General features: G+C 65.5%; 26 protein-coding genes and 1 pseudogene. 13 read left to right on the top strand and 14 right to left on the bottom strand.

Annotation, left to right across the window (positions count from 1 at the left end; genetic code table 11):
• Positions 1–4: 4 nt before the first annotated feature.
• From ON40_RS56465 to ON40_RS47790, 10 genes and pseudogenes are all read right to left on the bottom strand, one after another.
• Positions 5–256: pseudogene (locus ON40_RS56465) on the bottom strand (WXG100-like domain-containing protein); the annotation flags it as partial.
• 132 nt (positions 257–388) lie between these two features.
• Positions 389–685, bottom strand: coding sequence for a hypothetical protein (locus ON40_RS01885; protein WP_169541805.1), 297 nt, complete (start codon positions 683–685; stop codon positions 389–391).
• A 110-nt stretch (positions 686–795) separates the two neighbouring features.
• A complete protein-coding gene (locus ON40_RS01880; protein WP_157186161.1) occupies positions 796–1248 on the bottom strand; it encodes a YbaB/EbfC family nucleoid-associated protein in 453 nt (150 codons plus the stop codon).
• 70 nt (positions 1249–1318) lie between these two features.
• Complete coding sequence (locus ON40_RS01875) at positions 1319–1690, bottom strand: hypothetical protein (protein WP_040817719.1); 372 nt, start codon at positions 1688–1690, stop codon at positions 1319–1321.
• 2 nt (positions 1691–1692) lie between these two features.
• The gene (locus ON40_RS51540) at positions 1693–3846 is read right to left on the bottom strand and encodes a WXG100 family type VII secretion target (protein WP_040817716.1); all 2154 of its coding nucleotides are present in this window, start codon (positions 3844–3846) and stop codon (positions 1693–1695) included.
• Positions 3843–4154, bottom strand: a complete 312-nt coding sequence (locus ON40_RS01865) for a hypothetical protein (RefSeq protein ID WP_157186160.1) — start codon at positions 4152–4154, stop codon at positions 3843–3845. The genes ON40_RS51540 and ON40_RS01865 overlap by 4 nt, the downstream gene beginning before the upstream one ends.
• Positions 4155–4308: 154 nt before the next feature.
• Positions 4309–5022 carry an ESX secretion-associated protein EspG gene (locus ON40_RS01860; protein WP_040817710.1) on the bottom strand — a complete coding sequence of 238 codons (714 nt, stop codon included), beginning with the start codon at positions 5020–5022 and terminating at the stop codon, positions 4309–4311.
• Complete coding sequence (locus tag ON40_RS47795) at positions 5019–6227, bottom strand: hypothetical protein (RefSeq protein ID WP_051192544.1); 1209 nt, start codon at positions 6225–6227, stop codon at positions 5019–5021. The genes ON40_RS01860 and ON40_RS47795 overlap by 4 nt, the downstream gene beginning before the upstream one ends.
• A 119-nt stretch (positions 6228–6346) precedes the next feature.
• Positions 6347–6976: a DUF3558 family protein gene (locus tag ON40_RS49500; protein ID WP_083895342.1), complete on the bottom strand. Its 630-nt coding sequence runs from the start codon at positions 6974–6976 to the stop codon at positions 6347–6349.
• Positions 6973–7353, bottom strand: a complete 381-nt coding sequence (locus ON40_RS47790; RefSeq protein WP_051192543.1) for a hypothetical protein — start codon at positions 7351–7353, stop codon at positions 6973–6975. Before ON40_RS47790 ends, ON40_RS49500 begins: the two co-directional genes overlap by 4 nt.
• Positions 7354–7780: 427 nt before the next feature.
• Here ON40_RS47790 and ON40_RS01840 point away from each other — a divergent pair, with 427 nt between their 5' ends.
• The 8 genes from ON40_RS01840 (at position 7781) to ON40_RS01805 (ending at position 15399) form a co-directional block, all read left to right on the top strand.
• Positions 7781–8533: an SDR family oxidoreductase gene (locus ON40_RS01840; protein WP_040817705.1), complete on the top strand. Its 753-nt coding sequence runs from the start codon at positions 7781–7783 to the stop codon at positions 8531–8533.
• Complete coding sequence (locus ON40_RS01835) at positions 8530–9411, top strand: NAD(P)-dependent oxidoreductase (protein ID WP_040817702.1); 882 nt, start codon at positions 8530–8532, stop codon at positions 9409–9411. Before ON40_RS01840 ends, ON40_RS01835 begins: the two co-directional genes overlap by 4 nt.
• 70 nt (positions 9412–9481) lie before the next feature.
• Positions 9482–9883 carry a carboxymuconolactone decarboxylase family protein gene (locus ON40_RS01830; RefSeq protein WP_040817701.1) on the top strand — a complete coding sequence of 134 codons (402 nt, stop codon included), beginning with the start codon at positions 9482–9484 and terminating at the stop codon, positions 9881–9883.
• Between the two features lie 97 nt (positions 9884–9980).
• Positions 9981–11459, top strand: a complete 1479-nt coding sequence (locus tag ON40_RS01825) for an FAD-dependent oxidoreductase (RefSeq protein WP_040817834.1) — start codon at positions 9981–9983, stop codon at positions 11457–11459.
• 15 nt (positions 11460–11474) lie between these two features.
• Positions 11475–12335: an LLM class F420-dependent oxidoreductase gene (locus tag ON40_RS01820; RefSeq protein WP_040817698.1), complete on the top strand. Its 861-nt coding sequence runs from the start codon at positions 11475–11477 to the stop codon at positions 12333–12335.
• Positions 12336–12371: 36 nt separating this feature from the next.
• Positions 12372–13607, top strand: a complete 1236-nt coding sequence (locus ON40_RS01815) for a glycosyltransferase family 4 protein (RefSeq protein WP_040817695.1) — start codon at positions 12372–12374, stop codon at positions 13605–13607.
• Positions 13608–14339, top strand: coding sequence for a class I SAM-dependent methyltransferase (locus ON40_RS01810; protein ID WP_040817692.1), 732 nt, complete (start codon positions 13608–13610; stop codon positions 14337–14339).
• Positions 14326–15399 carry a glucosidase family protein gene (locus ON40_RS01805; protein ID WP_040817689.1) on the top strand — a complete coding sequence of 358 codons (1074 nt, stop codon included), beginning with the start codon at positions 14326–14328 and terminating at the stop codon, positions 15397–15399. The genes ON40_RS01810 and ON40_RS01805 overlap by 14 nt, the downstream gene beginning before the upstream one ends.
• A gap of 20 nt (positions 15400–15419) precedes the next feature.
• Here ON40_RS01805 and ON40_RS01800 read toward each other — a convergent pair whose 3' ends face one another.
• Positions 15420–16091, bottom strand: coding sequence for a class I SAM-dependent methyltransferase (locus tag ON40_RS01800; RefSeq protein WP_040817684.1), 672 nt, complete (start codon positions 16089–16091; stop codon positions 15420–15422).
• Positions 16092–16217: 126 nt separating this feature from the next.
• Between ON40_RS01800 and ON40_RS01795 the strand changes: the two genes are divergently transcribed.
• On the top strand, positions 16218–16781 hold the full coding sequence (locus ON40_RS01795) for a TetR/AcrR family transcriptional regulator (RefSeq protein WP_040817681.1): 564 nt from the start codon (positions 16218–16220) through the stop codon (positions 16779–16781).
• A 103-nt stretch (positions 16782–16884) separates the two neighbouring features.
• Here ON40_RS01795 and ON40_RS01790 read toward each other — a convergent pair whose 3' ends face one another.
• Entirely contained in the window at positions 16885–17346 is a 462-nt protein-coding gene (locus ON40_RS01790) for a DUF6194 family protein (protein WP_040817678.1), read from the bottom strand.
• 183 nt (positions 17347–17529) lie between these two features.
• On the opposite strand from ON40_RS01790, the gene cyp51 reads away from it, so the two are divergent.
• Positions 17530–18882 (top strand): lanosterol 14-alpha demethylase, encoded by a 1353-nt coding sequence (gene cyp51, locus ON40_RS01785; RefSeq protein ID WP_040817675.1) that lies wholly within the window; start codon positions 17530–17532, stop codon positions 18880–18882.
• A gap of 67 nt (positions 18883–18949) precedes the next feature.
• Here cyp51 and ON40_RS01780 read toward each other — a convergent pair whose 3' ends face one another.
• Together ON40_RS01780 and ON40_RS01775 are read right to left on the bottom strand one after the other, a co-directional pair.
• Positions 18950–19441 (bottom strand): glutathione peroxidase, encoded by a 492-nt coding sequence (locus tag ON40_RS01780; protein ID WP_040817667.1) that lies wholly within the window; start codon positions 19439–19441, stop codon positions 18950–18952.
• A 64-nt stretch (positions 19442–19505) separates the two neighbouring features.
• Entirely contained in the window at positions 19506–20738 is a 1233-nt protein-coding gene (locus ON40_RS01775) for a cytochrome P450 (RefSeq protein WP_040817665.1), read from the bottom strand.
• 253 nt (positions 20739–20991) lie between these two features.
• Between ON40_RS01775 and ON40_RS01770 the strand changes: the two genes are divergently transcribed.
• From ON40_RS01770 to ON40_RS01760, 3 genes are all read left to right on the top strand, one after another.
• The gene (locus ON40_RS01770) at positions 20992–22632 is read left to right on the top strand and encodes a GMC family oxidoreductase (protein WP_040817663.1); all 1641 of its coding nucleotides are present in this window, start codon (positions 20992–20994) and stop codon (positions 22630–22632) included.
• Between the two features lie 162 nt (positions 22633–22794).
• Positions 22795–23271, top strand: coding sequence for a MarR family winged helix-turn-helix transcriptional regulator (locus ON40_RS01765; RefSeq protein ID WP_040817662.1), 477 nt, complete (start codon positions 22795–22797; stop codon positions 23269–23271).
• Positions 23268–25118: a chloride channel protein gene (locus ON40_RS01760; RefSeq protein WP_051192541.1), complete on the top strand. Its 1851-nt coding sequence runs from the start codon at positions 23268–23270 to the stop codon at positions 25116–25118. Before ON40_RS01765 ends, ON40_RS01760 begins: the two co-directional genes overlap by 4 nt.
• Positions 25119–25353: the final 235 nt, after the last annotated feature.

The following is a 25353-nucleotide window of genomic DNA, read 5'->3' as shown; positions in this document are numbered from 1 at the left end:
ATGCCATCGCGATCATCGTGGCCACCGAGATGTACATGACGATCTTGGTGTGCTCGATATCGGTGGCGCCCTGCTCCAACTGTTTCGCGAAGCTGTCACACATCGCGATGATGCTGTTCAGATCACTGCCGTCCCCGCCGGCGACATCCTGCCAGTACGTGGACATCGCATCGTGAGTCTTGCCGTCGATCGCGGTCAGCGCATTGCTCATCGCCTTGTCGGCGGGATCCTTCAGCTCGGTCAATGCCTTGGACATATCCGACCAGTGCTTCGACAGGCGCCGCATCGCGTCCTCGTCGCCCTCTGGCCAATGACCGAGCAGGAAGTCTTCGATCCACCCCACAGGTCCCGAGAAGTGCGGGAACCACAACGTCATCCGAACGCCCCGTTACACCTTGCGGATCTTGGCCGCGTTGTCCTCGTCCTGACTCTGTACCTTGTTGGCGACAGTGGTGATGTTGTCCCCGGTCGCCTTCAATGCCGCCGCGAAACTCTCCAGCGCCTTCAACCCTTTGCCGACACTGCCGTCCTTGGTCTCGTCCTGCGGGTAGTTCTCCTCGAACTGCTTGCCCGGGGCATCGGAGCCCCAGCACTTGCCCTCCTTGGTGATTCCCGCCTTCAACAGCTCCAGCGCGGACTCCACATCCTCGCCCAATTGCTCGAAATGCGGTGTTATCGAACGCAATTGATCAGGATCGGCAAAGAAATCTCCCACAGTCCACAACCTCCCGTACGACCGGTTCTCTCCCTTGGACGCACGGACGTGCCTCCAGGTTCCTCGAAAATGTCCCCCGCTCAGCGGGATTGCTGTGATTGCTCCGGCGGATCCACCGCGCCCGAAAGCTGAGCCTGCAGATCTCGCAGACTCGGTGCGCCCGGGACGAATTCGCTCACGTCGGGCATGGAGTCCACGATGGACTGGATCGGAGCGACGACCTGTGCACGGGCCTGCGCGGCGGCCTGCGCGGCGCCGTGAATCGCCGCGTTCAGGTCCTCGGTCAGTTTCTGCGGTGTGCTGCGCCGGTACGCGTCATCGGCGATCACGATCTCGGTCACGACGCCGGACGAGTTCACCGTCACTCGGGCGAGGTTGTTCGGGCTCGTCGCCTTGATCTTCATCGCCTGCAATCTGCGGTACACCTCGCCCGCTTCGCCCAGCTCACGATCGAAATCCGCCTGGACCTGCTCCATCGCGGCTTTCACACCGTCGTTGGCCGAACGGATTTCGTCGCGTTCCCAATCCTGCATGCTCATTCACCACCGGATTCCGAAGCAGGACGGCTCATTCGAGCCTCGCACGACTCTCGCCACCACCGCGTCATGACAGCCACGATATCGGTGCTCCCGCTTCCAGCGCGTCGTCCTCGTCGGTCCAGTCCGTCGGCTGGACGATGGCGTTGCGGCTGTAGGTGGCGGGGCGGGCGCGTTCTTCGGCCAGGCGGGCTCGCTCGATTTCCAAGCGCGCCAGACGATCACGTTCCTCGCGTTCTCGGCGAGCGGCCAGTTCCCGGGCGGTTTCGATCTCCTGTTGGCGGGCCTGCTCGGCCAGTTGCCCGCGGAGCTCGTCGAATGCCGCCGAGCCGGCGCGGGTGGTGCGGGCGTCGGCTATGAAGAACCTCTGCTGGGTCGACCGGGAGTGTGCGCGGTACTCATCCAGAAGGTTGTCCATATGTGCCGCATAGTTTTTCATCTTCAACCACCCATGTCGATTTCGATCTTCACACCGTCGGTACGTGGCGCGGCGGTCGGTGCGGGGGCCGGCGCGGGAGTCGGTGCCGGGACCGGCGCGGCGGGCGGCGGGCTCGGCTGGTGGCTGGAATCTCGACCCTGCCGGGGATTCGGAGATGCTGCCGGATCCAGCTCGTACACCGCCGCAGGCTCGAAATCGAGATTCGGCGCATACCGCTCGACCAGATCATCGATACCGAACTTTCCGCCGGAGGTTTGCGGTGCGGCGGCATCGATCACAGGTTTGCGATCGGAACCGGGGTTCTTGGTCCACATCGGTTTGGACTGCACCACGCCGGTGGATTTGTGCTCGCCCTCGGAGCCTTTTCCGCCACCCCCTCCGGTCGAGGGCATGTGGCCCATCGAACCGGTCGAGGACGTCCCCGAGGACGACGAGGATGCCGTCGTCGAGGAGTCGTAGGCAGACGTGGTCGTCGTCGTGGACGAGCCCGTGCTCGGCACCGACGAACCGGACTGCTGCGAGGAATCGCTCGTGACCGACTGGGTCGCGGATCCGCCACCTGTCCCGGATGTCGAGTAGCTCCCGCTCCCAGCGCTGTCCGTGCCCGTCCCACTGCCGGTGGAGGACGTCGAATTGTGCGTGGTGGACGACTGTGTCGAAGAATCACCGCCACCCGGGGTGAAGTACGGGACACCATTCTTGATCCCCATCGTGTACTTCTGAGATTTCCCGTCCAGACCGGTCACCGTAGTGGTTATCGAGCCGTCGGACCCCTGTGTCATCGAGAGCTTTTCGCCGCCGATGTTGAAGCTCGCCAGGTTCTTCGAACCGTTCGTAGATGACGCGGCCGCGGTGGTGTTGCCGAAGATTCCGCTCATCCCGGACTGGAGCACGCTCGAGAGCTGGCTCGCACCGGACTGCAATGCGCTGGTCAGCTGACTCACTCCCGAGGACGCCGTCTGCAGGGTCTGCTCGGCTTGACTCAGAAGCGTCGAGAGCGGATTGCTCTGGGACGAGCTGGGATTCACCGATGTCGGGGTGGTCGACGTGGACGGGACCTTGCTCTGATCCACGCTTGCGGTGCTCGTGTTCGAGTTGGAGTTCTGGTCTGTCCCGGAGCCCTGCTTCTGATCGCCGCTCTTGGGCTGCTCCTGGACTTTCGGGACGGTGGTCGTGTCCTTGCCATCGAGCAGATCCGTTACGGGCTGATACGCCTTCTTGATGTAATAGTCTGCTGCCGCGCATTGATGCACGAAAGCAATGAACGCTTCACGGACTGCTGGGCCGAAATGTTCCTGCAGCCATTTCTTGCAGGTGTCTGATGCATGATCTGTAATTGTAGTGTGAAACTGGTCCTGGACCACCTCATTCGTTTCCCCCGTATTTACCCAACCAGTTGCAATTGAGATGATCTGGCTGACCGGATCCTCGGATCCACCCCCCAGTTTCATCGCATGACCAGCAACCGGCATCTGATCACTGGCGAACTTCGCGATGAAAACCGCCTTGTCTCTGACGATCTCCAGAATAACTTCCGGCACTCCATCCAGTGCCGACGCCAACGCCTGCACGTATTGACTCTGCTGGCTGGCATAAGAGTGGAACCCGGCCATATGATCCTGCGCGGCATCGCCGGACGGCCCCTGCCACACCTCCGGTACCGCATTGGCAACCCCTGCGACCTCCTGGGTTACCGTGTCCAACGAAACGTCCGAACCACTCGCCGCAGCTTTCAGCTTGTCAGCCAAACCCCGCAAACTTTCGACGCTCATTTTTCGTTGCTGATCGAACCACCTCCCCTCGATTCGATACATCTCCCCGCCCTCACCCAGGGGCTCCTTCGCGGCATCGATGGTCCAACCCACGAAATCGATACTCGAATCGGCAGGGATTTCAATTTTGGAAAATTCATCCAGGTTCAACACGTCATGGACCCGGTGGTATCGAACCAATGCCCGTTCGAACCACTCCAACCCGGGAACAGCCCCATTCAGCAGCTCATCAGCGGTCGCACCGGAGACGTTGACTTTGGGATTCCAGATCGTGTTGGTGAATTTCCCGGTATCGTCTTCGGCCAGCCACCGGGTCAGATTGTTCTGCGCAGTCAGCTGCTCATTGTAGTAGGCAGTCCCGTACTGCTGCGGATTATTCGTCACGCCGTACCCAATGCATTTGTCGCCGTGCTGATCTGGGATGCGCTCTGCTGATCGCCACTGGTATGCATGGACACTCCGGTCCGGAATACATCTACCGTAGAGCTGGACGCCTCCGACCACGAATGCAGCATCGACACGACGCCATCGACACCATCGGCGATCTTCTTACCCTGCTCCTGGTAGTCCTGACCAGCATGAGAAGCCTCGAACCCGACGTTCGCGATCCCCGTCGCATGCGCCTTCATCGCTTCCGCGTGCGGTTCCATCTTCTTGGCCATGTCCGACACAGCATGTGGAACGAACAGCATCGCTCCCCCTCCTCACCTCTCGGCAAACATCCACAGGCACACCGCTTCCGGGGTGCGCCGCATCTTCCGATGATGTCAGATGCGCACCGTCGAGGACACCTGAGCGGCTGACATTCACAGGCTTTCGCGGAGACGGCGCGACAGGTTGCGACTGTCAGTCGCGCCAGCTCAACGCCATTCGCGCTACCTCGCGGGCGACCATCTGGCGCGAGCACGGTTCGACGTGGAAGTCGTTGTACTGCTCGCGGAAGGTGTAGCAGCCGTCGCCGTCCACGTCGACCCAGCTGAAGTACTGCGGCGGGAATGGGCGGCGGTCGCGCAGAGCGGCGCGGACCTCGATGTGGCCCCAGCCTGCGCGGCGCACCGTGAGGAGATTGCGCATTCGCTGAGCGGTGTTCTCCTTCGTGCCGGTCCAGGATTCCAGGCTCACCTCGATGCGGTCCACCGATTCGACGAGTGCGGGCCCGGTGCCTGCGGGAACGGAGCCGACGACTGCGGCGAAGACGTTCGAAACCACTGCGGGAGAACCGATTTCGATGACGACGTTGCCGCCGAACTCATCGGTCTGTCCCGGGCGCTGGAACAGGGTGACGCCGATGCTGCCGTCGATCGCCCCGTATACGCGCAGTCGATGGCGGCGCTTGCCCAGCAGTGCCGCCGACACCTCCGGGTCCGCCGCGACACGCAGTGCGGCCGACAGGTCCGAATCACCCCCGGCGGGAAATCGCGCCCGCAGTTCCTCGGTGGCCTTCGCCGCTTCGCTCTGCCATTGCACCGACGAGATCAGCCGCAGCGGAAAGGGATACCGATCCTTGTCGGTCTCCCGCCACAGATGCATGAACTCATCGGGAGTGAACTCCCACTTCACCGATAATTGCCCTCACCATTGTCCCGCTGCGTCTGCGCCGCAGGGAAATCCGCACCGAGCGCACCGCCCGACGCGGGATCGAGCCGGCCGATCAGTTCTTCCTCGCGATCCATGATCAGATAGTCCGGCGTCTTGTGTTCGCGCTCTTCGTCTTCCGACTTGCGCGCCCCAGCGCCACCCATCCCCGGCATACCCGAGGTTCCGGAGCTGGTCGTCTTCGCGGCACCGTTCGTCGAAGCCGCTGCCGCAGCGGCATTCCCGTTGCCGGTGCCCGGAATGCTCTGTCCCGCACCGCCGGAGCCGCCGCCGGTCGTCCCGCTGTCCAGTCCGCCGAGGCCACCGCCGGAGCCCATGCCCCCGTTGTAGCCGGCGGTCCCGGTCGAGGCCGACGGGTTGGAACTCGACGCATCCGCCGACTGCGGTGTGGTGTTCGAACTCGACGTGCCCTGATTCGCCGAACTCGGGGACTGCTGGGACTGATCCGAATTCGACGGATCCTTCTGCTGCGAGTCCTTCTGCTGCGAGTTGTTCGGATTCTGCGCGTTGTTGCTCGCGGGATTGGCGTTGGCCGACGGCCCGCTCGATGCCGGACCGGACGGGTTCTGGTCATTGTTGCTGCCGGGCTTCGAGATCGACACAAATGTCGGTACACCGGTGCCTGCAGGGGCGAATACCGGGTCGTAGTTGTTCTTCATCGCCGCAATCGCGGTCTGGTGGAGTTCGTCCTCGGAGCGGCCGCCTGACATCACGTTACTCGGCGCGGTTACTCCGATCAGAGCACCGACTTGAGCAACCCCGGGTGACGTAGGGGCTGGCACGGCCGCCGCATTGCTCGGAGCCGGGACCGACAACTTCACCGCTTCGGCGGCATCCGCGGCCGATCGAATTCGCGCGCCTACCGCGGTGATCACATCTTGGATCTGCGTGAGCTGATGGAAGAACGTCCGCGCGGCATCCGTTGCCGCATTGGCGATCTGGCCCTTGGCTCCCGCCGCGAGCGCGTTCTGAACGGCGAGATTCGAACCGAACAGACCACCACCGAGATTGGTGGCGATGTTGTTCCAGTGCGTTGCGTGAGCCTGCAGCATGCCGGGCAGCAGCGACTGAGCGCCGGAATAGATCTCTTGATGAGATTTGCCAGCCCAGTTCTCGAGGTCATTAATATAAGGATTCTCGGTGTCGTTGTACGACAGTTGGCTCTGCAAGCTCTGCGCACCAGTCCTGGCCGTATTCGCATCGCTTATCGCAGAGCCAGCCCTGGGATCTACTCCGAAAAGCCGGGTCAGCGCGGAATTCGGCGAGCCGCCCCCTGGGTTGGTCATGCTCAGTTACCCTTCCCGATCTCCGCCTCGATGAGCGTTGCAGTATTCACCATGCCATCGCAGGCAGGCGTCTCCTTCACCTCTCCTGGCAAATTGAGGTCAGTGAGCACCTGAACGAAACCGGCCTTGGTCCTGAGGTCGATCTCGCAAGTCTCCGGGAATTGCGGGTCGCTAACCCACATAGCTTGTCGACCATTTACCGTGGTCGGCTGATTTCTACCCGCAACCTTCTGCAGATCCTGATCCCAGGGCACATTCCCAGAGATCAGCCTCAGCCCTTTTTGCGCGCCTTTGAATCCACATGTCAGGAAGGTTTGCTCCGCAACGAAATCTGTTACTCTGTGGCGCGACGACGGGTCGAAACCAGCTTTTTGAATGGCCTGATCACTGACCCAGGTGCACGGATCGAAAACTACCCTGGGGAGCCCGTTCGAGTACTGGTTATTGTCCTGCGATGGCGGCTGAATCTTCGGATTCGTTAGCGTAGGTCGCGCCGCCGTGGTTTCAGCAGTTGACGATGCCGACTGGGCGCCACTCGTATCCGCACTCGAATCATCACTATTACTCGACGTACAGCCGACCGTCGCCGAAAGCACAGCCGCGCAGATACACACCCAAGCAGATACCCTCACTTGCCAACTCCCTCAGTCGCGACCTTGATCGCTTGCTTATGCATCTCGTCTGCTTCCTGAATCTGTTTGGCAGCCAAAAGATGCGCAGCAGCCATCTCGAGAGCCGCTTCCTTCGCACTTTCCAACACCGTGACCAGTGAAGCAGCTTTACCCTCGAATCCAGATTTGAGCTGTTGAGCTGAAGCGAAAGTGCCGAACCCGTCGAGATCATGGAGGACCTTGGCGGCCTCCAACTGCGGGTCAATAGTGTTCGTAACCAGCCGCTGATACGCCTCGGCGCACTTCCTCGCGACCCCCTCCTCCATCGTGAACGTCCCCGACGCAGCCTGCTGATACAAGCTCTTCGCCGTGGACACCCCCGCGTCCGCGTCCCCCATCGCGCCCCTCCTCAGAGTGTCTTCTGGATCATCGCACTCTGGAAGACCTTACTTCACGGGCTATCCAATCGCCGGAGTCCATCGCTCCCCTGATCCCGCCCCAGCCTCGTTCACCACGCCGTACACCCCGAACACCAGCCCCGACCCTCACCCCCACCCAACCAAACTGCAACAGGTTCTTGCGCTGGCAGCGACTTCGACCATATAGTCCGTACACGTGTCCAGACAGCATGGGAGCTACCGGTGAGCGAGCGAACGACGCGGGTGTGCGTCCGACGTCGCACGGCACCGGCGAGGGGGCGACGTGCGCGGACAGGCGCCCGCGCGCCCGTGAGTTCCAGGCGCCGGATTCGAGGAATGTCCGCCGAGCACCACTGATCGCGACCGCCGAACAAGCCGAACAATCTGTCGCAGAGGAGTTTTCACCATGGCCCGTTTCACCGGACGATCCGCGATCGTCACCGGCGCCGCACAGGGTATCGGCGCCGTCTACGCCAAGGCGCTGGCCGCCGAGGGCGCGAAGGTCGTCGTCGCGGACCTGAACGCGGACAAGGGCGAGGAGGTCGCCAAGCAGATCGTCGCCGACGGCGGCACCGCCGTATTCCACAGCGTCGACGTGTCCGATCCGGAGTCGACCACCGCACTGGCCGAATTCACCGTGGCCGAATTCGGCGGCATCGACCACCTGGTCAACAACGCTGCCATCTACGGCGATATGAAGCTCGATCTGCTGCTGACGGTCCCGTGGGACTACTACAAGAAGTTCATGAGCGTGAACTTCGACGGCGCGCTGAACATGACGCGAGCGGTGTGGCAGCCGATGTCCAAGGACGGGGGCGGCTCGATCGTCAACCAGTCCTCCACCGCCGCCTGGCTGTACTCCGGCTTCTACGGCCTGGCCAAGGTCGGGGTCAACGGCCTGACCCAGCAGCTGGCCACCGAACTCGGCGGCTCCAAGATCCGGATCAACGCCATCGCCCCCGGCCCGATCGACACCGAGGCCACCAAGACCGTCACCCCGGGCAATATGGTCAAGGACATGGTGAGCCGACTTCCCTTGAAGCGCATGGGAACTCCGGAAGACCTGGTCGGCGCGTGCCTGTACCTGCTCTCGGACGAGGCGAGCTGGGTGACCGGCCACATCCTGAACGTCGACGGCGGACAGATCATCCGCTCATGACCGGGAACGACACCCCTGTCGGGTTCATCGGCCTGGGCAATATCGGCGCGCCCATGGCGAAGCGCCTGCTGGATCGGCCCGGCGGACTGGTGGTCTGCGATATGCGGGCCGAGGCGGTCGAGAAGTTCGTGGCGCGCGGCGCGAAAGCCGCGGCCACGGCCGCCGAGGTCGCCGAACAGGCCGCGGTCATCTCGATCGTGGTCGTCAACGACGAGCAGGTGCGCTCGGTGGTCTCCGGGCCGGACGGCATCCTGAGCACCGCCCGGCCCGGCACCGTGGTCGCCGTGCACTCCACCATCAGCGACGAGACCGCTGTCCAGCTGGCCGAGGAATGCGCTTCGCACGGTGTGGAATTCGTCGACGCCCCGATCAGCGGCGGCGCGGGCGGAGCCAAGGAGGGCAACCTCGCGATCATGGTCGGCGGCACCGAGGCCGCCTACGAGAAGGTCCGCGAACCCTTCGGCCACTTCGCCGGACTGGTCGTGCACGCCGGCGAGGTCGGCGCGGGAACGCGAATGAAGTTGGCGCGCAACCTGTTGCACTTCGTCTCCTTCACCGCCGCGGCGGAGGCGCAGCGCCTCGCCGAGGCCGCGGGCCTGGACATCACCGACCTGGGCAAGGTGGTCCGGCACTCCGACGCCATCACCGGCGGCGCGGGCGCGATCATGTTGCGCGACACCACCGCACCGGTCACGGAAGACGACTTCTGGCATTCGATCCTGACCCACGTCCGGGGCCTGGGCGAGAAGGATCTCGCCTTGGCGCTGGCGGTCGGCGATCGGCTCGAGGTTCCACTACCGTTCGCTCGACTGGCCCTGCAGGGCCTGGGCACCGGCCTGGGCGTGGGCCCCGGCGACATCGCGAAGGAGCAGGCATGAGCGGTCAAGGCCGGAGGCGGCAGCGAAGCGTCACCACGCAGGCCCCCGCTCATGCCGGAAGGGAAACAGCATGAGCGAGGAGACCGCCGCCGAACGTCGCGCCCGCGGCCTGGCGAAGATGTCCGAGGTGTACGGCTGGGACTTCGCCGACGGCCCCGGCGAGCACTTCGCCGTGACCGCGGACCACCTGTTCGCCGATATCTGGTCCCGCCCCGAGCTGAGCATCCGGGATCGCCGGCTGCTGCTGCTCGGCGCGCTCACCGCGCAGGGCCTGTTCGACGTCGCCGAGATCCAGATCGGCTCGGCCCTGGGCAACGGGGAACTCACCCCGGCGCAGCTGCGGGAGATCTCACTGTTCCTGTGTCACTACGTAGGCTGGCCTGCGGGAACCAGTTTGGACAGCGTGGTGGGCAAGGTGGTGGCGCGGCACGAGAAGCAGGCCGCGCGCGCCGCGGAGAATCCCACGGAGTGAGCAGGTGACCGGTGATTCCGGTCCACACGCAGCAGGATCGAACCGCCCGGATCGACCGTCCGGTACCGGCGAAATGAACCAGACAGGAATTGCACTCATGTCCGAAACCACCACCGTACGACCGCAGCGCGCGAACGCGATCACCGAATGGGATTTCGAGGCCGACGTGGTGATCGCCGGATACGGCGTCGCGGGTGCTTGCGCGGCCATCGAGGCCAAGCGGGCCGGCGCCGACGTGCTGGTGCTCGAGCGCACCGGCGGCTGGGGCGGCGCGGCCTCGATGTCGGGCGGATTCATCTACCTCGGCGGCGGCACCGCACTACAGAAGGCGCTGGGCTTCGAGGACACACCGGAGAACATGGAGAAGTTCATGACCGCGGCCCTGGGGCCCGGCGTGGACGCCGCGAAGATCCACGACTACTGCCAGGGCAGTGTCGAACACTTCGATTGGCTTGTCGCCCAGGGCGTTCCGTTCAAGGAGGAGTTCTGGGGCGAGCCCGGCTGGGAGCCCGCGCACGACGAGGGCCTGATGTACTCCGGCGGGGAGAACTCCGCGCCGTTCAAGGACATCGCCACCCCCGCGCCGCGCGGTCACCTGCCGCAGATGGAGAACAAGCGGATCGGTGAGAAGGGCGGCGGCTACATGCTGATGAAGCCGCTGATCGACACCGCCGAAAGTCTCGGTGTGCGTGCGGAATACGACATCCGCATTCAGCGGCTGATCGTGGACGAGGACGACCGCGTCGTAGGGGTGGTCGCCAAGCGCTACGGCGATCTCGTGCACGTGCGCGCCCGCCGCGGCGTGGTCCTGGCGACCGGCAGCTTCGCCTACAACCAGGAGATGATCGAGGCCTACGTGCCGCGGCTGCTCAACCGCCCCGCCGCCTCGATCGAGGAGCACGACGGCATCGGCATCCGGGTCGCGCAGGCCCTGGGCGCGCAGGTCGCGCACATGGACGCGGCCGAGGTGGCGTTCTTCGTTGATCCGCAGATGGTGGCCCGGGGCATCATGGTCAACGCCCGCGGCCAGCGCTACATCACCGAGGACACGTACTGCGGCCGGGTCGGCCAGGCCACCCTGAACCAGCAGGACAACAAGGCCTATCTGATCATGGACGAGCAGGCGCTCGAGGCGGCGCTGGCCACCGAGAGCTCGGTGACCTTCTTCCGGCAGCCGCCCAAGTGGGCCGCGGAGACCGTGGCGGAACTCGAATCCGACATGGGCCTGCCCGAGGGCACCCTGCAGACCACCGTCGAGGTCTACAACAAGCACGCGGCGCAGGGTTCGGATCCGTTGCTGGACAAGAAGACCGAGTGGGTCAAGCCGATCGGCACGCCGCTGGCCGGTTTCGATCTGCGCGAACACACCGGCGGATTCACGCTCGGCGGTCTGAAGACCGATCTGGATTCGCGAGTACTGCACGTGTCCGGGGATCCGATCTCCGGACTGTACGCGGCGGGGCGATGCACCTCCGGCGTCTGCACCGGCGGTTACGCCAGCGGCACCTCCCTCGGTGACGGCAGCTTCTACGGACGTCGCGCGGGTAAGGCCGCCGCGGCTGCCACCCAAGACTGAAAGGAGTACGGGCCCATGCGTTTCGGCATCGTCCTGTTCACCAGCGATCGCAACATCAGCCCGGCCGCGGCTGCGAAGGGCGCGGAGGATCGCGGATTCGCCTCGTTCTTCGTGCCCGAGCACACCCACATCCCGGTGAAACGTGAAGCGGCACATCCGACCACGGGCGATGCCAGCCTGCCCGACGACCGCTACACGCGCACCCTGGACCCGTGGGTGGCGTTGGGCACGGCCGCCGCGGTCACCGAGCGCATCGAATTGTCCACGGCGGTAGCGCTTCCCACCGAGCACGATCCGATCACCCTGGCCAAGACCATCGCCACGCTCGATCACCTGTCGGGCGGACGGGTCAGCCTCGGCGCCGGATTCGGTTGGAACACCGACGAACTCGCCGATCACGGCATTCCGGGAGCCAAGCGCCGCACCGCGCTGCGCGAGTACATCGAGGCGATGCGGGCGCTGTGGACCGAGGAAGAAGCCTCCTACGACGGTGAATTCGTCAAGTTCGGGCCCAGCTGGGCCTGGCCGAAGCCGACGCAGGACAAGATCGACGTGCTGATCGGCACCGCGGGCACCGAGAAGGGTTTCCGCTGGATCGCCCGCTCGGCGGACGGCTGGATCACCACCCCGTACGAGCAGGACCTGCTGCTCGAGCGGCTGCAACTGCTGCGCAAGGTGTGGCAGGAGGCCGAGCGCACCGACACCCCGCGGGTGGTCGCGCTGGCGGGCAAACCCGATCCGGCGCAGCTGACGGCCTGGTCCGAGGCCGGGGTCACCGATGTGCTGTTCGGCCTGCCGGACAAGCCCGAGGCCGACGTGCTGGCCTACCTGGACCGGCTGTCTGCCAAACTGGCGCCACTGGGTCTGCCGGCCTGACATCCCCGCCCGATTGCTCGAGAGTGAGACCTTAGCGTGCGCATCGCCCTGCTGTCCTACCGCAGCAAGACCCACTGTGGGGGACAGGGGGTGTACGTGCGGTACCTGAGTTCGGGTCTGGCCGAACTGGGCCACGAGGTGGAGGTCTTCTCCGGGCAGCCCTATCCCGAACTGCTCGATCCGCGGGTGCGCCTGACCGAGGTGCCCAGCCTGGATCTGTACCGTGACGACGATCCGTTCCGCACGCCGCGGCCGAGCGAGATCCGCGATCGGATCGATCTGCTCGAACTGGGCACCATGTGGACCGCGGGTTTCCCGGAACCGCGCACGTTCAGCATCCGCGCGGCACAGCTGTTGCGAACGCGTGCAGCGGATTTCGATGTGGTGCACGACAATCAGTGCCTGGGTTCGGGGCTGCTGGACATCGCCCGGCAGCTGCCGGTGGTGGCTACCATCCACCACCCCATCACCCGGGACCGCGCGGTGGATCTGGCCGCCGCGCCCTGGCGGCGCAAGTTGTTCGTGCAGCGCTGGTACGGATTCCTGGGCATGCAGCAGCGGGTGGCCCGCAAGATTCCGGATCTGATCACCGTCTCCTCGTCCTCGGCCACCGATATCGCCGACGACTTCGGGGTCGCGCCCGGTCAGCTGCGCGTGGTGCCGCTCGGTGTGGACACCGAACTGTTCCGCCCGCGCGAGGGCCGCATCCCGGGCCGCATCGTCGCGGTCGCCAGCGCGGACAAGCCGCTCAAGGGCATATCCCATCTGTTGCAGGCGGTTTCGCGGTTGCGCCTCGGACACGATGTGGAACTACAACTGGTCGCCAAGCTGGATCCCGACGGACCCACCGAGAAATTGATCGCCGAACTGGGCCTGGCCGACATCGTCACCGTCAGCAGCGGACTGTCCGACACCGAACTCGCCGAACTGCTCAGTTCCGCCGAGATCTCCTGCATCCCTTCGATGTACGAGGGTTTCTCACTGCCCGCCGTGGAGGCCATGGCCAGTGGCACACCGCTGGTCGCCAGCCGGGCCGGCGCACTGCCCGAGGTGGTGGCAGACTGTGCCGAACTCGTCGAACCGGGCAATGTCGACGAATTGACCAGGGCCATCGGCGGTCTGCTGGATTCGCGCCGCCGGCTCGACGAACTGGGCACCGCCGGGCGACGCCGGGCACTGTCGGTATACAGCTGGGAAGCCGTTGCCGCGCAGACTGTTTCGGTGTACGAGCAGGCCATCGCGAGATACCGCACAGACGAGGAGAGCAGCTAGATGTTGACCGTCGATTTCGACCGGCTGGGCGTCGGACCGGGCACCCGGGTCATCGATGTGGGCGCGGGCCTGGGGCGGCATTCCTTCGAGGCGTATCGTCGCGGCGCGGATGTCGTCGCGTTCGATCAGAGTGCCGATGATCTGGCCCAGGTCAAGGTCATGTTCGGCGCGATGGCCGAGGCGGGCGAGGCCCCCGAGCACGCGCGCGCGGAGGCGGTACAGGGCGATGCGCTGGCACTGCCGTACGAGGACGGCGAATTCGACGTCGTGATCGCCTCGGAGATCCTCGAGCACATCCCGTCGGACGAGCGGGCCATCGCCGAGCTGGTGCGGGTGCTCGCGCCCGGCGGCGCGCTGGTGGTGACGGTGCCGCGCTGGCTGCCCGAGCGGATCTGCTGGCTGTTCTCGGACGAGTACCACGCCAACGAGGGCGGGCACGTGCGGATCTACCGCGCCGACGAGTTGCGGCGCAAGATCGCCGGTCTCGGTATGCGATTCATCCACAGCGCGCACGCGCACGCGCTGCATTCGCCGTACTGGTGGCTCAAGTGCCTGGCCGGGGTATCCAACGAGAAGCACTGGGCGGTCACCTCCTATCACCGAATGCTGGTGTGGGACATGATGAAACGACCGTGGCTGACGCGGACCGCGGAATCCGCGCTGGATCCGCTGATCGGCAAGAGCGTGGCGCTGTACTTCACCAAACCGGCGGTGCGGCGTGGCGGCTTCTGAGCTGCCGTCGATCGCCGGCGTGCTGACCGCCGACCAGATTCGACGAACCGCTGAATCCATTGCCGCACAACAGGAATCCGATGGGGCGCTGCCCTGGTTCACCGGCGGGCACACCGATCCGTGGGACCATCTGGAGAACGCCATGGCGCTCACGTCGGCGGGGCTGCTGGACGCCGCCCACGCCGCCTACGCCTGGTCCGAGCGCACCCAACGTCCGGATGGCAGTTGGCCCAGCGAGTTTCGCGCCGGAGTGGTGGCCACCGAGGACGCCGACACCAACTTCTGCGCCTACATCGCCACCGGGGTCTGGCATTACGTCTGCAGTACCGGGGATCGCGGATTCGGGGCCCGGATGTGGCCGACGGTGCGCGCGGCCATCGATTACGTCACCTCGCTCCAGCAGGGTCGCAACGGCGAGATCTACTGGTTGCGCGGGCCACAGGGCGTGGTGCCCGAAGCACTGCTGACCGGCTGCGCGAGCATGTTCCACAGCATTCGCTGCGCGCTGTCGCTGGCCGAGTCGCTGGGGATCTCGCAGCCCGAATGGGAGGTCGCGGCGCTTCGGCTCGGGCATGCCATCCGGCATCATCCCGAGGCGTTCGGCGAGAAGGACCGGTATTCGATGGACTGGTACTACCCGGTCCTGTGCGGCGCCTACGACGACGCCGACGCGATGGTCCGCATCGATTCGCGCTGGGACGATTTCGTGGTCGGCGACCTGGGCATCCGCTGCGTGGCCGATCGGCCCTGGGTGACCGGCGCGGAGACCTGCGAGCTGGTGCTGGCGCTGGACCGGCTCGGTGATCGCGACCGCGCACTCCGGTTGCTCGCGGCCATGCAGCATCTGCGCGAGCAGGACGGATCCTATTGGACCGGACTGGTTTTCGCGGACGGCAAACGCTGGCCCGAGGAGCGCACCACCTGGACCGGGGCGGCGATGATCCTGGCCGCCGACGCGCTGTCCCGCACGACGCCCGGTAACGGGATCTTCCGCGAACTGGCCGCTCCGATCGATATCACCGACGGATTCGCCTGCGACTGTGTGGGTTCGCGCCGCTGATCCGCGGCGCGAACCGCGCGCTACCGGTTACGGCCGCCGCAACCGGTGTCGCGCTCCAGGATTCGCAGTGATCCGGTGACCGACACCTCGCGAAACTTCCCGCCGTCCAACGCCTTTCGGTAGATGTTGTACGGAGCGCGACCGCCGTCGGCCGGGTCCGGGAAGACGTCGTGGATCGCCAGCGCGCCGCCCGCGGCGACCCAGAGCGCCCAGTTGTCGTAATCGCGCTGGGCGGCTTCCTCGGTGTGCCCGCCGTCGATGAACAGCAGCCGGATCGGGGTGCGCCACATCTTCGCGACCGTGACCGAGGAGCCCAGAACGCCCACGACCGTATCGGTGAGTCCGGCGCGCACGATCGCGCGGCGGAATTCGGTGACGGTGTCGAATTTCCCGGTTTCCGGATCGACCAGTGAGCTGTCGTGATATTCCCAGCCCGGCTGATGTTCCTCCGAACCCTGGTGGTGATCGATCGTATAAACGGTCGCACCGGTTTCCCGCGCGGCGGCGCCGAGATAGATCGACGACTTTCCGCAATAGGTGCCGATTTCGGCGATAATTCCGTCACCGGCGTAGCGACGCGCGGCCTCGTACAGCGCGCGCCCCTCCTCGGGCGGCATGAAACCGGTTGTTTGCTCGGCAATGTCGAACAATCGCGTCGTATCCGTAGAAATCACCGAATGGGCACGAGTCATCAGCGGAGAACCTTTCTGTCGGCAAGCCGGCGTGCAGATTGCCGCGGCGGTGCGAGTTGCCCTCGAAGCGGCACCATAGTAGCATCCGGACACGTGTCCGATCCCCTTTCCGCAGAGCCGCCCGCGGTGAATATGGAGGCTACCCGCCGCCGTCTCACCGAGAAACAGGCCGACACCGTCGACCGGCTGACCAGGGCCGCGCTGGAGGTGCTCTCACGCGAGGGTTTCGCCGGTCTGACCGTGCGTATGGTCGCGGCCACCGCGGGCGTCGGCACGGCCACCGCCTACACGTACTTCTCCTCCAAGGAACATCTGGTCGCCGAGGTGTTCTGGCGTCGCCTGGCCGCGACCCAACCGCCCCTGGCCGATCTCACCGATCCGGTCCGGCGCGTGGTCGCGGTCCTGCGTCAGATCGCCATGCTCGTCGCCGACGAACCGGCCCTCGCGGGCGCGGTGACCAGCGCCCTGCTCGGCACCGATCCGGATGTCGCGCATCTGCGCACCCGAATCGGCACCGAAATTCGCAAACGGCTCCTCGAGGCTCTGGGTCCCGACGCCGACCTCGATATCGTGGAAACCCTGGAATTGCTCTACGCGGGCGCGCTGGTCCGCGCGGGCGTCGGCTATGCCTCCTACGCCGAAATCGCCGACCGTCTCGAGAAATCCGCTCTCCAGGTCCTCACCGACTGAGATTCCGCACCCGAGAATTCACCGGGAAATTCACCGGACGAGATCGCTCGGCCGATTCCGGTCGAGCCGAATCCGATCGCACTCCCGATTCCTGCTCCGAAACTCATCGGTCCCGTTCGTGATGCGCGCGGGCGCGCGCATGGGCGGCGCGCAGCAGATCGCGAGTCGCCGCATCGGACCGGCTTCCCGGATTCACCACGGCGAGCCAGCCCGCCGAGCCGTACACCGGATGCGGCAGCACGGCGTCCTCGAGGCTGTAATCGGTTGGCACATCACCGATCTCGCGCGGAGTCCGACCGACCCGGCGGGTGAACTCCGCACGCCCGGCGGCGATGTTCACCCGGAACGCGCCGGGCCGGTCCAGGTGCGACGCCTCGTCACCCGGATAGTTCTTGGTGACGATCGTCGCGAAGGGCTGCGCCGAACTCGGCGTACTGCCGTCGCCCGTGTAGTAGAAGAACGTATCTCCCCAGCTGATCTCGGGTGAGCCGTCGCCCGGACCGGGGCGCATGGTCAGCACGTTGTCGAGGCCGCCGAGGAATTCGATGATGCCATCCGGAGTCATACCTTCGACCCTGCCATTGAGGTTCCCAGTGAGGATTCGGTGCGAGATCCCCAGGAAAACACCCCCGAAGGGTCAAATCGGCTCGCGGCGATCCGCGCCGGGGTTGTCCCGCTCACAGTTCTGTAGTAGCGTCCAGACACGTGTCCATGAGGATGGGCTCGGTACGTCGGAAGGGTGTTGACGATGACGTTGGTCAAGCCGCGGCAGGTGTCCGGTGGCGAGCATGAACACGGGCATCTCGAGGAGTTCCGCACCGACCCGATCGCCCTGATGCGGCGCGTGCGCTCGGAGTGCGGGGATGTCGGGTCGTTCCGGCTCGCGGACAAGCGCGTCATCCTGCTGTCGGGGTCCGAGGCGAACGAATTCTTCTTCCGCTCCAGCGATACCGACCTCGACCAGGGTGCGGCCTATCCGTTCATGAAGCCGATCTTCGGCGAGGGCGTGGTCTTCGACGCGAGCCCCGAACGCCGCAAGGAGATGCTGCACAATCAGGCCCTGCGCGGCGAGCATATGCGCGGTCACGCGGAAACCATTGCGCGCGAAGTGAATGCGATCGTCGAGCGGTGGGACGACGAGGGCGAGATCGATCTGCTGGAGTTCTTCGCCGAGCTGACCATCTACACCTCCTCGGCCTGCCTGATCGGCAAGAAGTTCCGCAACGAACTCGACGGCCGCTTCGCGCATCTGTATCACGAACTCGAGCAGGGCACCGACGCCCTGTGCTACGTCGATCCCTACGCCCCGATCGACAGCTTCCGCCGCCGCGACGAGGCGCGCACGCAACTGGTCGAGCTGGTGCAGGGCATCATGGACGGCCGGATCGCGAATCCCCCTGCGGGCAAAGAGGATCGGGACATGCTCGACGTCCTGGTCTCGATCGAGGACGATGAGGGCAATCTGCGCTTCTCGGCCAGCGAGATCACCGGCATCTTCATCTCGATGATGTTCGCCGGACACCACACCACCTCGGGCACCGCGGCGTGGACGGTCATCGAACTGCTGCGCCACCCCGAACAGCTCGACCGCGTGGTGACCGAGCTCGACGAGCTCTACGCCGACGGCAGGGACGTGAGTTTCCATGCGCTGCGCCAGATTCCGCAGCTCGAGGCGACCCTGAAGGAGACGCTGCGGCTGCACCCGCCGCTGATCATCCTGATGCGCGTGGCCCGCGACGAATTCGACGTGTGCGGAAACCTCATCGCCCCGGGCGATCTGGTGGCCGCGACCCCGGCGGTGTCCAACCGGATCGCCGAGGACTTCCCGAATCCGGACGACTTCGATCCGGGCCGCTACATCGACCCCAACCAGCAGGATCTGATCAATCGCTGGACCTGGATCCCGTTCGGCGCGGGCCGCCACCGCTGCGTGGGTGCGGCGTTCGCCACCATGCAGTTGCAGGCGATCTTCTCGATCCTGTTGCGGGACTGGGAATTCGAGATGGCTCAGCCCTCGGACAGCTACCGCAACGACCATTCCAAGATGGTCGTGCAGCTCCAGCAGCCCTGCGCGGTGCGTTACCGCCGCCGACGTCGCTGAGGCGGACCCCGAAAACGACAGCGGGCCACACCGAATCCGGTGTGGCCCGCGCTGTATTTACCGAGAGTTACTGCGGCAGAACGGCTTCGATCGCCGACACGACCGCCGGATCCTTCGGCTCGGTCCGCGGCCGGAACCGGCCCACGATCTTGCCCTGCGCATCGACGAGGAACTTCTCGAAGTTCCACTGGATGTCACCGGCCTCGCCCTCGGCATCGGCGGTCTGCACCAGCTCCTGATACAGCGGATGCCGCGCCGCACCGTTGACGTCGACCTTCTCCAACAGCGGAAAATCGACGCCGTAGGTGGCGGAGCAGAACTCGGCGATCTCCTCGGCCGTACCGGGCTCCTGCCCCATGAACTGATTACACGGCACGCCGACCACGCTGAATCCGCGCGGACCGTAGGTCTGCTGGAGTTCGACCAGGCCCGTGTACTGCGGGGTCAGGCCGCACTTCGAGGCCACGTTGACGACCAGCAGCGCCTTGTCCCCGGCCAGTGCGGCCAAGGTGGTGGGCTCGTCGGCAAGTGTTTTGACGGGAATCTCTCGAATGCTCACAACACCCGAGGCTACCTGCCAATCACCCGGCCCCACCGAGTCCGCTCACCTCGGAAACAAGTGTTCATCTGCCGTAATCCACAGCCCAATGTTTGATTCCGTTGATCCAACCCGACCGCAACCGCACCGGTTCCTCGAGTTCCCGCAGCTCCGGCATGGTGTCGGCGATCGCGTTGAACATCAGATCGATCTCCAGCCGGGCCAGATTCGCCCCGACGCAGTAGTGCGTGCCGGTCCCGCCGAAGCCCAGATGCGGATTCGGGTCGCGCAGGATGTCGAAGGTGAACGGATCGGCGAAGGCGGATTCGTCGAAATTGGCTGAGCTGTAGAACAATCCGAGCCGCTGACCGGCGGCGATCCGCTGCCCGGCCAGCTCGACGTCGTGGGTCGCGGTGCGCTGGAACACGCTGACCGGAGTCGCCCAGCGCACGATCTCGTCGGGCGCGGTGACCGGACGCCGCTCCCGGTACAGCTCCCACTGCTCGGGATGGTCCACGAACGCCTTCATCCCGTGCGTGATCGCGTTGCGGGTGGTCTCGTTTCCCGCGACGGTCAGCAGCATCATGAAGAATCCGAATTCGTCCGAGCTCAACGACTCACCGTCGACATCCGCGGTGACGAGCCGGCTGACGATGTCGTCGAGCGGATGCACCCGCCGCTGATCGGCCATGCCGTACGCGTAGCCGATCAGCTCCACGGTGGCCAGCTTGCCGTCGCGGTATTCCGGATCGTCGGCGCTGAGCAGCTCGTTGGACCAGGTGAACAGCTTGAACCGATCCTCCTGCGGCACTCCGAGCAGTTCGGCGATGGCCTGCAACGGCAGCTCGCACGCCACCTGCTGGACGAAATCGCCGCCGCCGAGTTGTTTGGCGGCGTGCACGATTCGCTCGGCACGTTCGGTCAGCACCGCCCGCAGGCTCTCGATCGCGCGCGGGGTGAATCCCTGGGAGATGATCCGGCGCAGTTTGGTGTGCCGCGGCGGATCCATGTTCAGCATCAGCGAGGTGTTCGCCACCTCGCGCTCCTCGGGCGTACCGTTCGGGTCGATCCGGATGAGCGCGCCGTTGGCCTGCGAGGAGTAGGTCTCCGGATGACGCGAGATCTCCCGGATGTCCTCGTGACGGCTCACCACCCAGTAGCCGCCGTCGTCGAACGGGGCCGCGTATTCCGGTGACTGGGCGTTCCACCAGACCGGGGCCGTGCGCCGGAGTTCGGCGAACTCGGCGACGGGGCTGCGCACCTCCCACAGGGCCGGGTCGGTGAAGTCGAATCCCGCCGGAATCGAAGGCTCGGGCATGGCCCCTCCTCACCGTTCGCGACTGCGCGAACCGGGGTGGAAATGTAACGAGTTCTACGATTGAAGCACTTCGCGGGCCTTCTTCGCAGGCATCCGGGCAGGTTTCCCCGACAGTGATCACGCGCCCCGGATCGATCCCGCCTCGATGAATTCGACAAACCGGATCTTCACCGGAACTAGAACTTGTTCTACAGTGGCCTCAGGCAGGTGCCCTGATATGCCCACGACTACTTCGAGGATGAGGTAACGAACCATGACCGACTCTCCGCACAGCGCGGGAACCAGCGAGGCCGATTACATCGTCGTGGGCGCGGGCAGCTCCGGTGCCGTGGTCGCGAGCCGCCTGGCCGAGAACGGCGCTCGCGTGATCCTGCTGGAGGCCGGGCGCAAGGACAACACCCGACTGGTGACCAGTCCGGGCATGATCACGATGGTGCACACCGTCCCCCAGCTCAAGCATCGGGTGACCTGGAGCCAGTATTCGATTCCGCAGAAGTACGCCAACGACCGCAAGGTCCCGATGACCCGCGGCAAGGTGCTCGGCGGTTCCAGCTCGGTCAACGGCATGCTGTTCGTGCGTGGCAACCGGGCCAACTTCGACTCCTGGGCGGCCGAGGGCTGTGCGGGCTGGGAGTACGAGAACGTCCTGGCCGCATACAAGAAGCTGGAGAACTGGGAGGAGGGCGCGAGCGAATACCGCGGTTCGGGCGGACCCATCCAGGTCACCCGGCAGCAGGATCTGACCCCGATCTCGCAGCAGTTCATGCAGGCCGCCTCGGAGACCCTCGATGTCCCGCGCATCGCCGACTACAACGGCGAATCGCAGGAGGGTATCAGCATCTTCCAGCAGAGCGTGCGAAACGGCTTGCGCTACAGCTCCTCTCGCGGATTCATCACCGAGCGGCCGAATTCGAACCTGACCGTGCTGACCCACACGCACGTGGCGCGGGTGGTGATCGAGAAGGGCCGGGCGACCGGTGTCGAGGTCATCGACAAGAACGGCGGCCGCCGGATCATCCGCGCCGCCAAGGAGGTCGTGATCTCCGGCGGCGTGATGGCCTCGGCGCAGATCCTGATGCTCTCCGGCATCGGCCCGGCCGGGCACCTGCGCGATGTCGGCATCGACGTCGAGGCCGACCTGCCGGTCGGCCAGAACCTGCACGACCACCTGTTCGTGCCGATGACGTTCGTCTCCAAGAAGGCCATCCACCACGGCACCCCGGCCTATTTCGCCCGCGGCATCATGCGCGAGCTGATGAAACCGGGCAGTTCCTGGATGGGCCGCACCGTGTTCGAGGTGGCCGGATTCGTCAAGACCAAGTTCGCCACCGGTGACGTGCCCGATATGCAGATCCACGCCCTGCCCTGGAGCTATCCGGTGCCGAACCAGGACGAGGACAAGCTGCACATGGTGGACAAGCGCTCCGCGCTCACCGTGTTCCCGACGCTCATCTACCCCAAGAGCCGCGGTGAGGTGCGGCTGGCCTCGAACGATCCGCTGGCCTCGCCGCTGATCGACCCGGGCTATCTGTCCGATTCGGCCGATACCGAATTCCTGATCGAGGCCATCCGGCTGATCCGCGAGGTCATGGCGAACAAGACCATCGCCGGGGATATCACCGAGGAGTACTCGCCCGGCCGGGACCTGATGGACGAGACCGCGCTGCGCGCCGAACTGCCCAACCGCATCCACTCGGTGTACCACCCGGTCGGCACCTGCCGAATGGGTGTGGACGAGCGCGCGGTCGTGGATCCGACGCTGAAGGTCAACGGCATCGAGGGTCTGCGCGTCGCGGACGCCTCGATCATGCCGAGCATCACCGGCGGCAACACCAACGCCCCGTGCTACATGATCGGCGAGATGGCGGCCCAGTTCATCACCGCCGGACAGTAATTCGCGCAAGCACAGACCCGGGCCCGCACACCTCGCGAGCCCGGGTCCGCTGCTGTGTGCGGGACGAACGCAGGCCGGTAGCCGGTCTCGCACACGTGTGACTACACACACAATCCGGCAACTTTCCTTGACCGAACATTTGCTGTTGGCAACTCTTGTTGAGTGCAAGTTGACGAGGAACCGGGTGGCGAGTCGCGCCCGGACGTGGCGGCGTTGGAGGTCCTGACACGGACACTGGTCGGAATCGCCTGGGACAGTGCACATGTCGCCCCACCCGGAGTCACCTTCCCGCAGATGCGGCTGCTGCTGGTTCTGCAAACCCTGGGCCGGGTGCCGTGCTCACGTCTGGCAACGGCGCTGGGCGTCAACGCCTCATCGGTGACCCGGCTCGCGGACAAGCTCGAGAGCCGCGGCTTTCTGAGCCGCGGCGCCGATGCGCACAACCGCAGCGTGGTCACCGTCGAGGTGACCGAGGCGGGACAGCAGGTCGTGGACGAGGTGCTCGAAGCCCGCCATGCCGCATTCCGCATCATCCTCGATCAGCTGCCGGAAGAGAAACGGCAGTCGGTCACGGCGGCCGCACACGATCTGGTGCGTGCCGCCGCCGAGACCTCGGTGAGTCTGGTGGGTGCGTTGTGAATTTCCGGCACGGTTCCACACGTCGCGCGACGCGCGAGCACGCGGCGCATCTGGGCGACTTCAACGTCGGACCGCGAATGCTGGCGATCGCCGGTCTGGCGATCCCGGTCGGCGCGGCCGCGGCCCTGGCGGCCTACGGACTTCTGAAGCTGATCGGGCTGATCACGAATCTCGTTTTCTACCAACGCATCAGCACCGAGATGGTCGCGCCCGGCGCACAGCATCACCCGTGGTGGCTGGTCCTGATCGCACCGATCCTCGGCGGTCTGATCATCGGGTTCATGGCCCGCTACGGATCGGAGAAGATCCGCGGCCACGGCATGCCCGAGGCGATCGAGGCCATTCTCACCGGCGGCAGCCGGGTGGCTCCGCGCGTGGCGATCCTCAAACCGGTGTCCTCGGCGATCAGCATCGGTTCGGGTGGGCCGTTCGGCGCCGAAGGACCGATCATCATGACCGGCGGCGCGATCGGCTCGATCATGGCGCAGCTGCTGAAACTGACCGCCGACGAACGCAAGGCCCTGCTGGTGGCCGGCGCGGCGGGCGGCATGGCCGCCACCTTCAACGCGCCGCTGGCCTCGATCCTGCTCGCGGTGGAACTGCTGCTGTTCGAATGGCGGCCGCGCAGTTTCGTTCCCGTGGCCACGGCGGTCGTGATCGCCACGATGTGCCGCTGGCTGCTGCTGGGCAACAGTCCGGTGTTCGCCGTGCCCACATCGACCACGACACCCGGCGCGCTGGCCGACGGCCTGGCCCTGATACCCGGCGTCACCGGCGGCCTGCTGGCCATCGCCGCGACCGCGCTGGTCTATCTCGCCGAGGACGGTTTCGGGCGGCTGCCGGTGCACTGGATGTGGTGGCCCGCGATCGGCGGAGCGATCATCGGTGTGGGCGGTCTGATCGAACCGCGTGCGCTCGGTGTGGGATACGACGTCATCGACCAGTTGCTCACCGGGCGGGGCACGGTCTCGCTGATCATCGGAATTCTGGTGGTCAAGACGCTGATCTGGTCGATCTCGCTGGGGTCGGGCACATCCGGCGGCGTGCTCGCGCCGGTGTTCATGATCGGTGCGGCACTGGGTGCGGCCGAGGGCGGCCTGCTGCCGCACGTCACCGCCGGGCTCTGGGCGATGTGCGGTCTGGCGGCGGTGGTCGGCGGCGTGATGCGCTCGCCGCTGACCGGCATCGTGTTCACCTGCGAGCTGACCCACGCCTGGAACGATCTGATGCCGCTGGTGGTGGCCTCGGTGTCGGCCTACGCGGTGTCGGTGCTGCTGCTCAAACGTTCGGTGCTGACCGAGAAGATCGCCCGCCGACGACTGCATCTGACCCGCGAATACACCACCGATCCACTGGAGACGTTCTTCGCCTACGAGGTGATGCATACCGATCCGGTGGTGCTCGCGGCCGGCGATCCGATCGCGGAAGCGTTGCCGCGCACCCGTTTCGCGACGTTGTATCCGGTGCTGGACCCGTCCGAGCAACTGGTCGGCGTCACCACTCGCAACCGACTGGCATCGAGTGCGGACGGGAACGTCGGGGCGGCCGCGGTACCCGCGCTCGCGGTCGTGCATCCGGACGACACCCTGCGCGAGGTGGCCAACAAACTGGCCACCGCCGATGTCACCTACGCGCCGGTGGTCGATCGCGGCACACCCACCCGCCTACTCGGGGTGATCGCGTTCGAACAGCTGCTGCACGCCCGTCGCCGGGATCTGCACGAGGAACATCACCGCGAACGAGTGCTGACACTGCGTGATCAGCGTCCCACGTCACGTCGCCGCCCGCCCCGCTTCCGGCACACCGCGCCGGAGCGGACCGCCGACTCCGCGACGTCGAATACCTAACGGCCGCAAGGTAATACAACCCCACCCCGATTCGAAGGGCCCGGACTCGAAACATCGCGAGTCCGGGCCCTTCGTCGTTCCCGCGATCCGATCCGCCACGCCGGGAACAACGACGGACCATTGCGTGTTGTGCAGAGTGGGGCTATGGTTGGCATCGTTCGCAGCTTGTGGATGTAGGTGGACACGGTCCCTCCCACAAGAATTCTCGATCCCCGCACCTTCACCGAATTCATGC

Origin of the sequence: Nocardia jiangxiensis NBRC 101359 (genome assembly GCF_000308615.1) — a bacterium.
GTDB lineage: Bacteria > Actinomycetota > Actinomycetes > Mycobacteriales > Mycobacteriaceae > Nocardia > Nocardia jiangxiensis.
Note: the sequence above shows the minus strand (reverse complement) of the source record. Positions and strands in the feature narration are given on the sequence as shown.

Coding starts and splice junctions, on each gene's coding strand:
- ON40_RS01830 (WP_040817701.1), top strand. CDS start 9,482: ATGAGCGAGGAGACCGCCGCCGAACGTCGCGCCCGCGGCCTGGCGAAG.
- ON40_RS47790 (WP_051192543.1), bottom strand. CDS start 7,353: ATGGGGGACGCGGACGCGGGGGTGTCCACGGCGAAGAGCTTGTATCAG.
- ON40_RS01775 (WP_040817665.1), bottom strand. CDS start 20,738: ATGCCCGAGCCTTCGATTCCGGCGGGATTCGACTTCACCGACCCGGCC.
- ON40_RS01790 (WP_040817678.1), bottom strand. CDS start 17,346: ATGACTCCGGATGGCATCATCGAATTCCTCGGCGGCCTCGACAACGTG.
- ON40_RS01800 (WP_040817684.1), bottom strand. CDS start 16,091: ATGACTCGTGCCCATTCGGTGATTTCTACGGATACGACGCGATTGTTC.
- ON40_RS01865 (WP_157186160.1), bottom strand. CDS start 4,154: ATGCTGTTCGTTCCACATGCTGTGTCGGACATGGCCAAGAAGATGGAA.
- ON40_RS01770 (WP_040817663.1), top strand. CDS start 20,992: ATGACCGACTCTCCGCACAGCGCGGGAACCAGCGAGGCCGATTACATC.
- ON40_RS01820 (WP_040817698.1), top strand. CDS start 11,475: ATGCGTTTCGGCATCGTCCTGTTCACCAGCGATCGCAACATCAGCCCG.
- ON40_RS01810 (WP_040817692.1), top strand. CDS start 13,608: ATGTTGACCGTCGATTTCGACCGGCTGGGCGTCGGACCGGGCACCCGG.
- ON40_RS01840 (WP_040817705.1), top strand. CDS start 7,781: ATGGCCCGTTTCACCGGACGATCCGCGATCGTCACCGGCGCCGCACAG.
- cyp51 (WP_040817675.1), top strand. CDS start 17,530: ATGACGTTGGTCAAGCCGCGGCAGGTGTCCGGTGGCGAGCATGAACAC.
- ON40_RS01880 (WP_157186161.1), bottom strand. CDS start 1,248: ATGCAGGATTGGGAACGCGACGAAATCCGTTCGGCCAACGACGGTGTG.
- ON40_RS01835 (WP_040817702.1), top strand. CDS start 8,530: ATGACCGGGAACGACACCCCTGTCGGGTTCATCGGCCTGGGCAATATC.
- ON40_RS01875 (WP_040817719.1), bottom strand. CDS start 1,690: ATGAAAAACTATGCGGCACATATGGACAACCTTCTGGATGAGTACCGC.
- ON40_RS01825 (WP_040817834.1), top strand. CDS start 9,981: ATGTCCGAAACCACCACCGTACGACCGCAGCGCGCGAACGCGATCACC.